14 protein-coding genes are annotated in these 14,602 nt (G+C 70.4%); 6 read left to right on the top strand and 8 right to left on the bottom strand.

Going from position 1 to position 14,602, the window contains the following annotated elements; genetic code table 11:
* Nucleotides 1–227: 227 nt before the first annotated feature.
* From ABD268_RS05855 to rpmH, 8 genes are all read right to left on the bottom strand, one after another.
* Nucleotides 228–1,274, bottom strand: a complete 1,047-nt coding sequence (locus ABD268_RS05855; protein WP_344148974.1) for a ParB/RepB/Spo0J family partition protein — start codon at nt 1,272–1,274, stop codon at nt 228–230.
* Complete coding sequence (locus ABD268_RS05850) at nt 1,271–2,209, bottom strand: ParA family protein (RefSeq protein ID WP_344148971.1); 939 nt, start codon at nt 2,207–2,209, stop codon at nt 1,271–1,273. Before ABD268_RS05850 ends, ABD268_RS05855 begins: the two co-directional genes overlap by 4 nt.
* 191 nt (nt 2,210–2,400) lie before the next feature.
* Nucleotides 2,401–3,123 (bottom strand): 16S rRNA (guanine(527)-N(7))-methyltransferase RsmG, encoded by a 723-nt coding sequence (gene rsmG, locus ABD268_RS05845; RefSeq protein WP_344148968.1) that lies wholly within the window; start codon nt 3,121–3,123, stop codon nt 2,401–2,403.
* Between the two features lie 57 nt (nt 3,124–3,180).
* Nucleotides 3,181–3,636, bottom strand: a complete 456-nt coding sequence (locus tag ABD268_RS05840) for a Jag family protein (RefSeq protein ID WP_344149196.1) — start codon at nt 3,634–3,636, stop codon at nt 3,181–3,183.
* An 86-nt stretch (nt 3,637–3,722) separates the two neighbouring features.
* On the bottom strand, nt 3,723–4,691 hold the full coding sequence (gene yidC / locus ABD268_RS05835; protein WP_425573684.1) for a membrane protein insertase YidC: 969 nt from the start codon (nt 4,689–4,691) through the stop codon (nt 3,723–3,725).
* A gap of 38 nt (nt 4,692–4,729) precedes the next feature.
* The gene (gene yidD, locus ABD268_RS05830; protein WP_344148962.1) at nt 4,730–4,993 is read right to left on the bottom strand and encodes a membrane protein insertion efficiency factor YidD; all 264 of its coding nucleotides are present in this window, start codon (nt 4,991–4,993) and stop codon (nt 4,730–4,732) included.
* Nucleotides 4,990–5,352: a ribonuclease P protein component gene (gene rnpA / locus ABD268_RS05825; protein ID WP_344148960.1), complete on the bottom strand. Its 363-nt coding sequence runs from the start codon at nt 5,350–5,352 to the stop codon at nt 4,990–4,992. Before rnpA ends, yidD begins: the two co-directional genes overlap by 4 nt.
* A 32-nt stretch (nt 5,353–5,384) precedes the next feature.
* Nucleotides 5,385–5,522 carry a 50S ribosomal protein L34 gene (gene rpmH / locus ABD268_RS05820; protein ID WP_011758123.1) on the bottom strand — a complete coding sequence of 46 codons (138 nt, stop codon included), beginning with the start codon at nt 5,520–5,522 and terminating at the stop codon, nt 5,385–5,387.
* Nucleotides 5,523–6,031: 509 nt separating this feature from the next.
* Here rpmH and dnaA point away from each other — a divergent pair.
* The 6 genes from dnaA to gyrB all read left to right on the top strand — a co-directional run bounded on the left by dnaA (nt 6,032) and on the right by gyrB (nt 14,554).
* Entirely contained in the window at nt 6,032–7,522 is a 1,491-nt protein-coding gene (dnaA, locus tag ABD268_RS05815) for a chromosomal replication initiator protein DnaA (RefSeq protein ID WP_344148957.1), read from the top strand.
* A gap of 566 nt (nt 7,523–8,088) precedes the next feature.
* Entirely contained in the window at nt 8,089–9,228 is a 1,140-nt protein-coding gene (gene dnaN, locus ABD268_RS05810) for a DNA polymerase III subunit beta (protein ID WP_344148954.1), read from the top strand.
* Nucleotides 9,229–9,349: 121 nt separating this feature from the next.
* Entirely contained in the window at nt 9,350–10,273 is a 924-nt protein-coding gene (gnd, locus tag ABD268_RS05805; protein WP_344148951.1) for a phosphogluconate dehydrogenase (NAD(+)-dependent, decarboxylating), read from the top strand.
* An 8-nt stretch (nt 10,274–10,281) separates the two neighbouring features.
* Nucleotides 10,282–11,466 (top strand): DNA replication/repair protein RecF, encoded by a 1,185-nt coding sequence (gene recF / locus ABD268_RS05800; RefSeq protein ID WP_344148948.1) that lies wholly within the window; start codon nt 10,282–10,284, stop codon nt 11,464–11,466.
* Nucleotides 11,456–12,076, top strand: a complete 621-nt coding sequence (locus ABD268_RS05795) for a DciA family protein (RefSeq protein WP_425573680.1) — start codon at nt 11,456–11,458, stop codon at nt 12,074–12,076. The genes recF and ABD268_RS05795 overlap by 11 nt, the downstream gene beginning before the upstream one ends.
* A gap of 324 nt (nt 12,077–12,400) precedes the next feature.
* Nucleotides 12,401–14,554 carry a DNA topoisomerase (ATP-hydrolyzing) subunit B gene (gene gyrB / locus ABD268_RS05790; RefSeq protein ID WP_344148945.1) on the top strand — a complete coding sequence of 718 codons (2,154 nt, stop codon included), beginning with the start codon at nt 12,401–12,403 and terminating at the stop codon, nt 14,552–14,554.
* Nucleotides 14,555–14,602: the final 48 nt, after the last annotated feature.

The raw sequence follows: 14,602 nt of genomic DNA, 5'->3' as shown, positions 1-14,602 counted from the left end.
GACGCGGCCGTATGACCTCGTGGCCGTCTCGGCGGCTCGTCCCGGGCTGGGCGTTGGTTTCACGTGCAACATCGGCCGATCCGGCCATCCGGCCATCCGGCCATCCGTCCGACCACCCGCCGCGCTCGTCCGGCAGCGCCTGGCCACGCGGGGCCACGCGGGGCCAGGCCAGAGCCTGACGTGAACGACTTGTATCTATGTCGACAAAGCGACAAGTCTCCTAGTCGCTAGATCGGCCTGTCGTTGCGGTTGCGCGGGTCCATGACGTCGACGATGCGCTGCAGGTCGTCGAGCGAGGCGAACTCCACGGTGATCTTGCCCTTGGTACGACCGAGGTCCACCTTCACCCGGGTCTCGAACCGGTCGGCCAGGCGGTCCGCCAGGTCGGTGAGCCCGGGGGCCGTGGGCTTGCGCCGCGTCGCCCGGGGGCCGGGGGTGTCCGGACCACCGACCGCCACGATCTCCTCGAGTCCTCGGACGCTGATGCCCTCGGCCACGACCCGCTGGGCGAGCCGGTCCTGGAGGTCGGGGTCCTCGACGCCCAGCAGCGCCCGCGCGTGGCCGGCCGAGAGCACCCCCGCGGCCACCCGGCGCTGGACGGCCGGCGTCAGTCGGAGCAACCGGAGCGTGTTGCTGATCTGGGGACGCGAACGCCCGATCCTGGACGCCAGCTCGTCATGCGTGCAGCCGAAGTCCTCCAGCATCTGCTGGTAGGCCGCCGCCTCCTCGAGCGGGTTGAGCTGCGAGCGGTGGAGGTTCTCCAGGAGCGCGTCCCGGAGCATGTCGTTGTCCTCGGTCTCCCGGACGATCGCCGGGATGGTCTCCAGGCCGGCCTCCTGGGAGGCGCGCCAGCGGCGCTCACCCATGACCAGCTCGTAGGCCTCGACCCCGGTCCGGCGCACGACGACCGGCTGCAGCAGTCCGACCTCACGGATCGAGTGCACGAGCTCGGCCATCGCGTCCTCGTCGAAGACCTGACGGGGCTGCACCCGGTTGGGCGTGATCTGGTCCAGCGGCACCTCGGCGAAGTAGGCGCCGGCCACCGGCGCGAGGCCGGACTCCGGCACTATCTGCTCCGCGGGCTGCCCGTCGACCGGGGCGCCGCGCTCGCCGTCCTGCGCCGTCGACATCGTCCCCGTGGTGGCGCCACCCTCGGCCACGGCGCCGTCGGCTGCCCCGTCCGGGGCGGCAACCGGCGTCGCGGGAGCGGTGGGGATCAGCGATCCCAGGCCTCGTCCGAGTCCTCGTCTCTGCTGCGGCCGGCTGGCGTTCATCGTGGGGCTCCCTTGGTCGCGAGTTCGCGGGCGGCTTCGAGGTAGCACAACGCACCCGGCGAGCCGGGATCGTAGGTCATCACCGTCTGGCCGTACGAGGGTGCCTCCGAGACCCGCACCGAGCGCGGGATCGCCGTCTTGATGACCTGGTCGCCGAAGTGGTCGCGCACCTCGTCGGCGACGCCGGCGGCGAGCCGGGTGCGCGCGTCGTACATCGTCAGCAGGATCGTGGAGACGTTCAGGCGCGGGTTGAGGTGCGCCTTGACCATCTCGACGGTCTCGAGGAGCTGCCCGAGTCCCTCGAGCGCGTAGTACTCCGCCTGGATCGGGATCATCATCTCGGCGCCGGCCACCAGGGCGTTCAGGGTGAGCAGGCCCAGGGACGGCGGGCAGTCGATGAAGACGTAGTCGTAGCGGTCCTCGCCGGCCTCGGTGGCGCTGCCGACCTTCGGGTGGCCCTGGATCGCCTTGTGCAGCCGGCTCTCGCGGGCCACCACGCTCACCAGCTCGATCTCGGCGCCGGCGAGGTCGATGGTCGCGGGCACCACGTCGAGGTTCTCCACCTCGGGGCAGGTGCTGACGACCTCCACGAGCGGGACCCCGTCCACGAGTGCGTCGTACGTCGAGGCGACGCCGCGGTGGTGCTCGACGCCCAGGGCCGTGGAGGCGTTCCCCTGCGGGTCGAGGTCGATCACCAGGATCCGCTGCCCCAGCTGCGCCAGGGCCGCGGCCACGTTGACGGTCGACGTGGTCTTGCCGACCCCGCCCTTCTGGTTCGCGACGACGAAGACCCGGGTGCTCTCCGGCCGCGGGAGCGACGGGCGCATCCGGGCACCGTGCCGGGCGAGCACGATGTGTTCGGCGGCTCGCGCCAGCGGCGTCGCGTCGTCGGCGAACTCCGAATCGGCGAGCGCGAGATCGGCGGCGGTGCGCACTGTGAACGCCTTGGGCGTCGGTGTTTCACGTGAAACCACGTCATCCTCTTCCGTCAGTTCCTGTGGATGACTGGGCTCATCCTGTGGAGAACTACGCTCCGCGGGCCACCCCAGACCGGTGGATAACGTTGCTGGACCGTCCGTGGGCCACCCCAGGGCGGCACGCGCATCCGCCGGCGACGACTGCTCCGTCACGACTCACGCCTCCCGTGATTGCCGTGGCCCCGGGAACGGCGGCCCCGAGATCCACGCTTGCGAGCCGATGCGGAACCACGCGGGGTACCTCGATCCTCGGCAAGCGGCAAAGATACCTGCGCCGGATCCGCCCAGGCCACCCGGAGGGCATACGTGGGCGGGTCGACGACTCCGTCCCCCAGGATTCGTACCTCGGGGTCGGCGCACCCCCACCGCTCGAGCACCGGCCGTGCCGCGGCGATCTCCTCGTGGACCGACGATCCCTTCATCGCCACCAGGGTCCCGGTGGGGTCGACGAGTGGCATCGACCAGCCGAGCAGCCGGTCCAGCGGCGCGACGGCCCGGGAGGTCACGACCGCGAACGTGCGGTGACCGTGCAGCGCCTCCGCGCGGCCGCGCACCACCTCGACGTTGTCCAGGCCGAGGTCGGCCACCGCCTCCTCGAGGAAGGTGGTGCGCCGCAACAGCGGTTCCACCAGCGTGATCCTCAGGTCCGCCCGCGCGATGGCCAGGACCAGCCCGGGCAGACCCGCACCGGAGCCGATGTCGCAGACCGTGGAGCCCTCCGGGACCAGGTCACCGAGGAGGGCGCAGTTGACCAGGTGCCTGTCCCACAGCCGCGGCGCCTCGCGGGGGCCGATCAGGCCGCGGACCACGCCGTCAGTGGCGAGGAGCTCGGCGTACCGCTCGGCCAGCGGCAGCCGCGCAGAAGGAAACACCCTCCGCGCCACGGCCGGCGCGGAGGGTGTGGTTTCACGTGAAACGTCGTCCATCGATCAGCTCGGCAGGACCACCACGTGACGGCGCGGCTCCACGCCCTCGGACTCCGAGGAGAGCCCGGCCGCTGCGACGGCGTCGTGGACGACCTTGCGCTCGAAGGGCGTCATCGGGTCCAGCGACACGGGCTCGCCGGCCTCGCGCACCCGGGCGATCGTCGACTCGGCCAGCGCCACCAGCTCCTCGCGCTTCTGGGCGCGGTACCCAGAGATGTCGAGCATCAGCCGCGAGCGTTCCCCGGTCTCGCGGTACACCGCGAGGCGGGTGAGCTCCTGCAGGGCGTCGAGGACCTCACCGTCGCGCCCGACCAGCTGGCTCAGGTCGGCGCCCACGATGGAGACGGCCGCGCGGTCGCCCTCCACGTCCATGTCCAGGTCGCCGTCGAGATCGGCGATGTCGAGGAGCTCCTCGAGGTAGTCCGCCGCGATGTCGCCCTCCTGCTCGAGCTGGCGCACCCGCTCGGAGGAGCCGGCCGCGGGGGCCTCGGTCTCCGGGGTGACCTCGGCGTCGGGCTGGGTGGTGGTCTCGGTGCCGCTCTCGCTCACTGCTGGTCTCCCTCAGGGGTGGTCTTGTCCGTGGGGCGGGCTCCGCCGGACTTCTTGCGCTGCTCTCGGGACTGTCGCTTCGGCTGCTGCCGCTGCTGCGGGCGCCGGTCGACCTCGGGCTCGACCACCTCGGTGGTCGCGGCCGCCGCCGGGTGGCCGTGCTTGGCGGCCTTGTGCGCGTCGCGATCGGCCTTCGCCTTGGCGGCCGGCGTGCCCGGCGCGGGGTTGTTGCGGATGACGTAGAACTGCTGGCCCATCGTCCACAGGTTCGAGGTGGTCCAGTACAGGAGCACACCGATCGGGAACGCGATGCCGCCGACCGCGAAGACGACGGGCAGGACGTAGAGCAGCATCTTCTGCTGCTGGGCGTAGGGGCCGCTGAGCGCATCGGACGGCATGTTCTTGCTCATCAGCTGACGCTGCGTGGTGAACGTCGTCGCCGTCATCGCGACGACCAGGATCGCCGCCACGATCTGCACGCTGAGGTGCCCGTTGGCGTTCAGGAAGGTGTCGGAGATGGGCACGACGCCGAAGAGCTGGGCGTTGCCGAACTGCTCGGCCATGCTGTCGGTCAGCACACCGTTGCCAGACCCGTTCTTGGCCGCGTGGTCGAGCAGCCGGAACAGCGCGAGGAAGATCGGCATCTGCAGGAGGATCGGCAGGCACGAGGCGAACGGGTTGGTGCCCGTCTCCTTGTACAGCTTCATCGTCTCCTGGGCGAGCTTCTCCCGGTCGTGGCCGTACTTCTTCTGCAGCTCCTTGACCTTGGGCTGGATCAGCTGCATGTTCCGGCTGGACTTGATCTGCTTGACGAACAGCGGGATCAGCGCCGCCCGGATCACCAGGGTCAGACCGATGATCGACAGCGCCCAGCCGGCGCCGCCCGCGGGGGACAGCCCGATCGCGATGAACGCCTTGTGGAAACCGACCAGCACCACGGAGATGGCGTAGTACAGCGGCGTCATGATGAAGTGGCCGATGTCGCCGAAGATTCCCACGAGTTTCAGGCTCCTTGTATGGGGGAGTTGCCCGCGTTGGTGCGGGGAGGACTCTGCTTGGCCGGCACGGGGTCGTAGCCGCCGGCCGCCCACGGGTGGCAGCGACCCAGCCGGCGTACCGACAGCCAGCTGCCGCGCAGGCTGCCGTGCTCACGCACCGCCTCCAGCGCGTACGCCGAGCAGGACGGGTGGTAGCGGCAGACCTGGCCGTAGAGCGGGCTGATCAGCGCGCGATAGGCGCGCAGCAGGCCGATGAGGACGTACTTCATGCGACCACCACCCGACCCAGGCAACGCTCGAGGTCGGCGGCGAGTTCCTCGTAGGAGGAGGACGCAGACTCGGGCAGTGCCCTGACCACGAGCACAGCAGAGCCCGGGAGCGACGAGACGTGCTCCCGGGCCAAGTGTCGAAGACGGCGCTTCACGCGGTTACGGGTCGCGGCGTTGCCCACCGACTTGCTGACCACGAACCCCACCCGAGCGGCGGGCACCACCGGCCGGTCACCCCGGACCTCGGGTCCGGGGTCGAGCAGGTGGACCACGAGGGTCCGCGAACCGGCCCGGCGCCCCCGACGGACCGCGATCCGAAAGGACTCGGAGTCACGCAGCCGATGGGGGGCGCTGAGCACGGAGGACGGCCAGCAGACTGAGGGCAGCGCCCTCAGACGGCCAGGCTCTTGCGGCCCTTGCGACGACGCGAGGACAGGATGGCGCGACCGGCGCGGGTGCGCATGCGCAGGCGGAACCCGTGCACCTTGTGACGGCGGCGGTTGTTCGGCTGGTACGTACGCTTGCTCACGAGCTTCTCTCCATGGTGTGACAGGGCAGCCACGCCGGCGGATCGGCAGTGCCTCGGAACACAGGGTTCCGCAGCGCCTTTCGGCTGGCACCGCCCACCCACGAGCGCACAGCTGCATGGACATGCGGCACCCGTCGACACCGGGTGACCGGCCAACGGTACGCGCTGGCGTTCAACAGGGTCAAACCGGCGCCGGAGCCCTGTTTCCACCCCTGTGGATGACGTCTTGCTCCACGCTGCCGCGGCTTGTTACGTTCAGGCTCTCCGAGGTTCCCCCACACCCCCGGGCTGCTGTGGATCAACAGGCTGTGTGACGTCCGCCACTTTCTCGGCTTTCGCCCCCTGACCTGCGGAAACACCGATCCATTGGCCGCCACGGTGCGTCTCGGGCCGACCCTCTCCACAGATGAAGGGTCGGGTTCACAACCTGTGGACAAAGTTGTGGAGACAGATGCGGCCTCACGCCGATGCGTCGGTTCCGCTGCGGCTGGACCACGACGACAGCGAGCATGGGCGCGAGACGAGCGCACGACCACCGGAAGCGAGGCGGGAACCCCGTGGAGCAGAGCACCTCGGACCTCAATGTTGCCTGGCGGGGCGTCGTCAACGACCTGCAGCCCAACCAGCGCGCCTGGTTGCGCGCCAGTGAGCCGGTGACGCTGCACGAGAGCACGGCGATCATCGCCGTCCCCAACGACTTCACCCGCACCCAGCTCGAGGGCCGGCTCCGCGGCCAGCTCGAGGACGCGCTGACCGTCGCCTTCGGGCGCGAGATCCGGATCGCGGTGACGGTCAACCCCCAGCTCGACGAGCAGGCGATGGCCGACCCCGGTCCCACGCCAGTCGACACCTCGACAAGTCGCCATGACGACATGTCGACAATTTCCGGGTCGGAGCAGCAGGTGCCCTCCCCGCGATCGGTCGTCGAGCCGGTGGAGTCGCTGCCGAAGCCGACCGCCCTCGAGACCCGGCTCAACCCGAAGTACACCTTCGAGACGTTCGTCATCGGCTCGTCCAACCGGTTCCCGCACGCCGCCGCGGTCGCGGTGGCCGAGGCGCCGGGCAAGGCCTACAACCCGCTGCTCGTCTACGGCGACTCCGGCCTGGGCAAGACGCACCTGCTGCACGCCATCGGCCACTACGTCCGCAGCCTCTACAGCGGGGCGAAGGTGCGCTACGTGTCGAGCGAGGAGTTCACCAACGAGTTCATCAACGCGATCCGCGACGACCGGCAGGACCGGTTCAAGCGCAGGTACCGCGACGTCGACGTGCTCCTCATCGACGACATCCAGTTCCTGGAGGGGAAGACCCAGACCCAGGAGGAGTTCTTCCACACCTTCAACACGCTCCACAACGCCAACAAGCAGATCGTGCTGACCTCCGACCGGGCACCCAAGCGGCTCGAGGCGCTCGAGGACCGGCTGCGCAACCGGTTCGAGTGGGGCCTGATCACCGACGTCCAGCCGCCGGACCTCGAGACGCGGATCGCGATCCTGCGCAAGAAGGCCGCGATGGACCGGCTCACCGCCCCGCCGGACGTGCTCGAGTTCATCGCCTCCAAGATCCAGACGAACATCCGCGAGCTCGAGGGCGCGCTGATCCGGGTCACGGCGTTCGCGAACCTCAACCGCCAGGAGGTCGACATGACCCTGGCCGAGATCGTGCTCAAGGACCTGATCCCCGAGGGCGGCGAACCGGAGATCACCGCGGCGCTGATCATCGCCCAGACCGCTGCCTACTTCGGGCTCTCGATCGAGGAGCTGACCGGCCCGTCCCGGGGCCGGCACCTGGTGATGGCGCGCCAGATCGCGATGTACCTGTGCCGCGAGCTGACCGACCTCTCGCTGCCGAAGATCGGCGCCCAGTTCGGCAACCGCGACCACACGACCGTGATGTACGCCGACCGCAAGATCAACCAGCTGCTCGCCGAGCGCCGTGCCGTCTTCAACCAGGTCAGCGAGCTCACCAACCGCGTGAAGCTGCAGGCCCGCCAGTCCTGACCCCGCCCGAAGGCCCGAAATGGCTCTCCAGAAACCGTTCTGAGGGGCCCGCACGACCCGCGACGCCCGGCACGACGCCGGGCGTCGCTCTCATTTCGCTTTCTGACGAGCCATTTTCGCCCCGCCGAGGGCGCCACACCGAGCTCCGACGCCCTGTGGAGGAAATGTGGGCCCGGACCACCGACCACGGGAGGGCCTGTGGACAACTGAGGGGGACGATCCGGCGGCCGATGCCGAATGCACACCCACCTGTCATTCGCACCACCCCCGCTCCACAACCCCTGTGCACGGAAATTCCGCCGCTGACCTGCAGCAACGGCGGTCATCCACAGTTTCCACGGATGCTGTGACTCCCACCTACCTCCACACAGATCGATCCTCGGTGAACATCCATCCGGGCCCCGACCTGGGGACAACTCGTTCACGAGCCCCCGGCCGGCACCCGCGACAAACGGGGCAAACCACACCGAACCTCCCGCGACCAGCGCGCGCATGGCAGGATTCACCTCCCAGACCTGGCCCCCACAACACCTCGTTGTGATTCACCGACCGAAGGACCACACACCGTGAAGTTCCGCGTCGATCGCGACGTGCTCGCTGATGCCGTTGCCTGGGCTGCCCGCAGCCTCCCGGTCCGTCCGAGCGTCCCGGTGCTGGCCGGGCTCCTCATCGATGCGAGCGACGAGGGGCTCGTCCTCTCCACCTTCGACTACGAGACCTCGGCGCGGGCGACGCTCAAGGCCGAGGTCAGCGACGAGGGCCGGGCCCTGGTCAGCGGACGGCTGCTCGCCGACATCTGCCGCAGCCTGCCGAACAAGCCCGTCGAGATGGTGCTCGATGGCGCCCGCGTCTCGCTCACCTGCGGTTCGGCCAGGTTCAGCCTGCAGACCATGCCGGTCGACGACTACCCGACCCTGCCCGAGATGCCGGCGGCGACCGGCACCGTGCAGAGCGACCACTTCGCGCACGCCGTCGCCCAGGCCGTGACCGCCGCCGGTCGCGACGACATGCTGCCGGTGCTCACCGGTGTCCGGATCGAGATCGAGGGCTCCTCGATCTCGCTGCTCGCGACCGACCGGTTCCGGCTGTCCCACCGCGAGCTCGGCTGGGACCCCCGAACCCCCGACGAGTCGATGGCCGCGCTGGTGCCGGCCAAGGTGCTCGGCGACACGGCCAAGTCGCTGACCGCTGGCAGCGAGGTCACGGTCGCGCTGGCCGCCTCCGGCACCGGCGAGGGCATCATCGGCTTCGAGGGCGCGGCGCCCGGCGGCGTACGCCGTACGACCACCCGCCTGCTCGACGGCGAGTTCCCGAAGGTCCGCAGCCTCTTCCCGCACGAGCACCAGACCATCGCCAAGGTCGACAAGGCGGCCCTGATCGAGTCGGTCAAGCGCGTCGCCCTGGTGGCGGAGCGCAACACGGCCGTCCAGCTCGCGTTCAGCGACGGCGTGCTCACCCTGGACGCCGGTTCCGGTGACGAGGCCCAGGCCTCGGAGTCGATCGAGGCGACCATCGACGGCGAGGACATCACGACCGGCTTCAACCCGCAGTTCCTGCTCGACGGCCTCGGCGCGATCGACCAGCCTGTGGTCGAGCTGGCCTTCACCCAGGCCTCCAAGCCCGTGGTGATCAGCGGCTCGGTGGAGGGCGACGCCGAGGCGTCGCCGTTCCGCTATCTGCTGATGCCGCGCCGCCTGCTCTCCTGAGCGACGCCCGGCATCCCGCCTGGCTTTCGTCGCTCAACGGCCAAACCCCGGCCGCCCTTGCTCCTCGGCCTTGCCGGACGGGCGCCGAACGCCGCTCGCCATCGACCCTTAGGCTCTTCGCATGGAACTTGGACTTGTCGGGCTCGGAAAGATGGGCGGCAACATGCGGACCCGCCTGCGCGAGGCGGGCCACACGGTCGTCGGCTACGACCGCAACCCCGACGTCTCGGACGTCGCTGGCCTCGAGGAGATGGTCGAGAAGCTCCCGTCCCCCCGGGTGGTCTGGGTGATGGTCCCCTCCGGGGACCCGACCCGCGAGACGGTGCGCACCCTGGCCGACCTCCTCAGCGAGGGCGATCTCGTCGTCGACGGCGGCAACTCCCGCTGGACCGACGACCAGGCGAACGCCGAGCTGTTGGCGCAGCAGGGCGTCGGCTTCGTCGACTGCGGCGTCTCGGGCGGGGTCTGGGGCCTGGAGAACGGCTACGCCCTGATGTGCGGCGGCTCCGACGCGGACGTCGCCAAGGTGCAGCCCGCCTTCGACGCGCTCAAGCCCGAGGGCGACTCCGGGTTCGTCCACGCCGGCAAGGCGCCGGGCGCCGGGCACTTCGCCAAGATGGTCCACAACGGCATCGAGTACGCCATCATGCAGGCCTACGCCGAGGGTTTCGAGCTCCTCGAGAAGGTCGACCTCGTCGAGAACGTCGTCGACGTCTTCGACTCCTGGCGCGAGGGCACCGTGATCCGCTCGTGGCTGCTCGACCTCCTGGTCGCGGCGCTGCAGGAGGACACCCACCTCGACAAGCTGGCCGGGTACGCCGAGGACTCCGGCGAGGGACGCTGGACCGTCGAGGCCGCCATCGACAACGCGGTGCCGCTCAACGTGATCACCGCGTCGCTGTTCGCACGGTTCGCCTCCCGCCAGGACGAGAGCCCCGCGATGAAGGCGATCGCGGCCATGCGCAACCAGTTCGGCGGGCACGCCACCCGGACCGCCCCGCCCCCCGGCGGCGACGCCGGCACCGACGCGTCCCCGGGTGACTAGGGGCACCCTTGTACGTCTCCCACCTCGTCCTGCACGACTTCCGCTCCTACGCCGCCGCCGACGTCCGGCTCGAGCCGGGCGTCACGGCGTTCATCGGCCGCAACGGGCAGGGCAAGACCAACCTGGTGGAGGCGATCGACTACCTCTCCCGGCTCTCGTCGCACCGGGTCGCCACGGACGCGCCGCTGGTGCGGGCCGGAGCCGACCAGGCCGTGGTCCGGGCGGCGGTGGTCAAGGACGGGCGCACCGCGGTGCTCGAGGTGGAGCTCAACCCGGGTCGCGCCAACCGGGCCCGGATCAACAAGTCCCCGCTCCCCCGCACCCGTGAGCTGGTCGGGCTGGTGCGCACGGTGGTCTTCTCCCCCGAGGACCTGACCCTGGTCAAGGGCGACCCGTCGGACCGGCGCAGGTTCCTCGACGACCTGCTGGTGCTGCGGACCCCCCGGCTGGCCGGGGTGCGGGCGGACTACGACCGGGTGCTCCGCCAGCGCAACTCCCTGCTCAAGACCGCGGGCGCCGCCCGCCGCGGCAGCTCCTCGCAGGAGTCGGCGCTCGCCACCCTCGGGGTCTGGGACGCGCACCTGGCGCGCACCGGCGCGGAGCTCCTCGCCGAGCGCCTCGCCCTGACCGAGGCGCTGCGACCCTACGTCGGCAAGGCCTACGAGACCGTCGCCCGCGGCGCCTCGCGTGACGACGCCGAGATCACCTACCGGCCGTCCTTCGAGCTGCCCGCCGGCGACGGTCCGGCCGCCGACCGGACCGTCCTGACCGACGCCCTGCTGGCCGAGGTCGAGCGCCGCCGCAACGACGAGCTGGACCGGGGCGTCTCCCTGGTCGGCCCGCACCGCGACGACCTGCTGCTGACGCTCGGCCACGGTCCGGACGAGTCGGGCGGGGCCCGGCTCCCGGTCAAGGGCTACGCGTCGCACGGCGAGTCCTGGTCGTTCGCGCTCGCGCTGCGGCTGGCGTCGTACGACCTGCTGCGCGCCGACGGCGACGACCCGATCCTGATCCTCGACGACGTCTTCGCCGAGCTCGACACCGAGCGCCGTGCCCAGCTCGCGGACCTGGTGGCCGGCGCCGAGCAGGTGCTGGTCACCGCCGCGGTGGGCGCCGACGTGCCGCAGGCGCTCGCCGGCACCCGGTACGTCGTCGCGAACGGCGAGGTCCGCAGGGCCGACGATGACCGGTGACGAGGGCGTGCCCGAGCCCGCTGCGGAGGGGGCCGCGGACGGGAACGTCCAGCCGGACGCGGAGCTCGTCGACGGGGCGACCGACGAGGCCGCCCCGGCGATGGACGACCACCACGACGACGGGCTCGACCTCGCGCGGGCGCTGACCCGGGCCACCGCCCGGGCCGGCGGAGCCCCGGCCCGCCGCGGCACCCGGGGAAAGAAGCCCAGGGGACCGGGGACCTCCCGGGTCTCCGGGGCGCACCCCGACGACCGCGACCCGCAGCTGCTCGACAGCGTCGTGAGCCGGCTGGTCAACGACCACGGGTGGGGCCTGGACCTGCGGGTGCACGGGGTGTTCGGCCGCTGGCAGGAGCTGGTCGGTGCGGAGGTGGCGCAGCACTGCACGCCGGAGTCGTTCGCCGACGGCAAGCTCGTGGTCCGCACCGACTCGACCGCCTGGGCCACCCAGCTGCGGCTGCTCGCCCCGACCGTCGTGCGCCGGCTCAACGAGGAGCTCGGCCACGGGACCGTCGTGGTCATCGACGTGCTCGGCCCGCACCTGCCGTCGTGGAAGAAGGGGCCGCGCTCGGCCCGCGACGGGCGGGGCCCGCGCGACACCTACGGCTGACCAGCCGCCTCGGTTTCACATGAAACCGGACCCCCGGACACCGGGCCCCGGGGCGGCTCCACGAGACGATCTGGGAGCCCCGCCGATGTATGGGGACCCATCCGACCCCCTGAACGGGCCCATGAGGACCCCTCACGACCCGCTCAGGGCCACTTTTTGTCCCCAGTTGCCCCCAGTCTGAGGGTCGGTACGTGGCGTAACGGCTTCTGGCCGGTATCATGGCCCTCGGGTCGCCGGCTCACAGCTGCGGCGGCCTTCTGTGTGTCATCGCCGCACGACACCGGGTCGCCCCGGGGCCGGGCGGCCATTCGTGAAGAGGTGTGTGTGACCGACGAACAGCACGTCGAGACCCCCGTCGAGAACGAGACCGAGAGCACCGAGGTAGCGGCAACCGACGCCCAGGTCCCGCCGGCACTCCGGGGCACCGCACCCCCTGACGGCACGTCGTACGACGCCTCCGCGATCCAGGTCCTCGAAGGCCTCGAGGCGGTCCGCAAGCGTCCGGGCATGTACATCGGCTCGACCGGTGAGCGCGGCCTGCACCACCTGATCTGGGAGATCGTGGACAACGCGGTCGACGAGGCACTGGCCGGTCACTGCGACCGGATCGTGGTGACCCTGCAGGCCGACGGCGCGATCCGCGTCGAGGACAACGGCCGCGGCATCCCGACCGACACCGCGCCCGGGCAGGAGATGCCCGCGGTGACGATGGCGCTGACCATGCTGCACGCCGGCGGCAAGTTCGGTGGCGGCGGGTACAAGGTCTCGGGTGGCCTGCACGGCGTGGGCGTCTCGGTCGTCAACGCGCTGTCCACCCACCTCGTCGTGGAGGTGAAGAACCGCGGCCACCTGTGGCGCCAGTCCTTCAGCCTCGGCGACCCGGACGGCCCGCTGGAGCAGGTGCGCCCGATGGAGCCGGGTGAACGCACCGGCACCACGGTCACCTACTGGGCGAGCCCGGAGATCTTCGAGACCACGACGTACTCGCTGGAGACGATCACCAACCGTTTCCGCGAGTACGCCTTCCTCAACAAGGGCCTCGAGATCGTGGTGCGCGACGAGCGGCCGGCCGCCGAGGAGGTCCTCGAGGCGGTGCAGGACGAGACCATCGCCGACGAGGTCGACCAGCAGTCCAGCGACGCGATCCGCAAGGGCGAGAGCGGTGGGCTGGAGCGGATCTTCAAGTACGACCGCGGCCTGGTCGACTACGTCGAGCACCTCAACCGTCGCAAGCAGATCGCGAACCCCTCGGTGATCTCGTTCGAGGCCGAGACCCCCGACTCGGTCGAGAACCACATGAGCCTCGAGGTGGCGATGCAGTGGAACACGACGTTCTCCGAGTCGGTCCACACCTTCGCCAACACCATCAACACCCACGAGGGCGGCACCCACGAGGAGGGCTTCCGGGCGGCGCTGACCGGGCTCGTGAACAACTGGGGCTTCGAGTGGGGCCTGATGAAGAAGCCCGAGGACCGCGTCTCGGGTGACGACATCCGCGAGGGTCTCACCGCGATCATCTCGATCAAGCTGGGTGAGCCGCAGTTCGAGGGCCAGACCAAGACCAAGCTCGGCAACACCGAGGCCAAGGGCTTCGTGCAGCGGATCATGAACGACCAGCTCGGCGACTGGTTCGAGAAGAACCCCGCCGAGGGCCGCGACATCATCCGCAAGTCGCAGGCCGCGGCCCAGGCCCGGATCGCGGCCCGCAAGGCCCGCGACCTCGCCCGCAACCGCAAGGGCCTGCTCGGCGGCGGTGGCCTCCCCGGCAAGCTCTCGGACTGCCAGTCGACCAACCCCGCCGAGTGCGAGGTCTTCATCGTCGAGGGCGACTCCGCGGGTGGCTCGGCCCGCCAGGGCCGCGACCCGCGCGTCCAGGCGATCCTCCCGATCCGCGGCAAGATCCTCAACGTCGAGAAGGCCCGCATCGACAAGGTCCTGGGCAACCAGGAGGTGCAGGCGATCATCTCCGCCCTCGGCACCGGCATCCAGGAGGAGTTCAGCCTCGACAAGCTGCGCTACCACAAGGTCGTGCTGATGGCCGACGCCGACGTCGACGGCCACCACATCAACACCCTGCTGCTGACCCTGCTGTTCCGCTTCATGAAGCCGCTCATCGAGCACGGCCACGTCTACATGGCGCAGCCGCCGCTCTACCGGATCCGCTGGAACAAGCCCCACGAGCACGAGTTCGTCTACTCCGACGCCGAGCGCGACGCGCTCACCCGCGACGGGCTCGAGCAGGGCAAGAAGCTCCCCAAGGAGAACCCGGTCCAGCGGTACAAGGGCCTCGGTGAGATGAACGCCGAGGAGCTGTGGGAGACCACGATGAACCCCCAGCAGCGGCTGATGCTCCAGGTGACCCTCGACGACGCCGCCCAGGCGGACGAGGTCTTCTCGGTGCTGATGGGCGAGGACGTCGAGCAGCGTCGCTCCTTCATCCAGCGCAACGCCAAGGACGTGCGATTCCTCGATATCTAGGTCTCTAGCCCCATTCCTAGATTCGAGTAGAACCGACCAGAGAGACGA

The sequence above is a fragment of the Nocardioides koreensis genome (genome assembly GCF_039531775.1).
In the GTDB taxonomy this organism is placed as follows: Bacteria; Actinomycetota; Actinomycetes; order Propionibacteriales; family Nocardioidaceae; genus Nocardioides; species Nocardioides koreensis.
The sequence above is the reverse complement of the archived record's forward strand: the minus strand, read 5'-3'. Positions and strand labels throughout refer to the sequence as shown.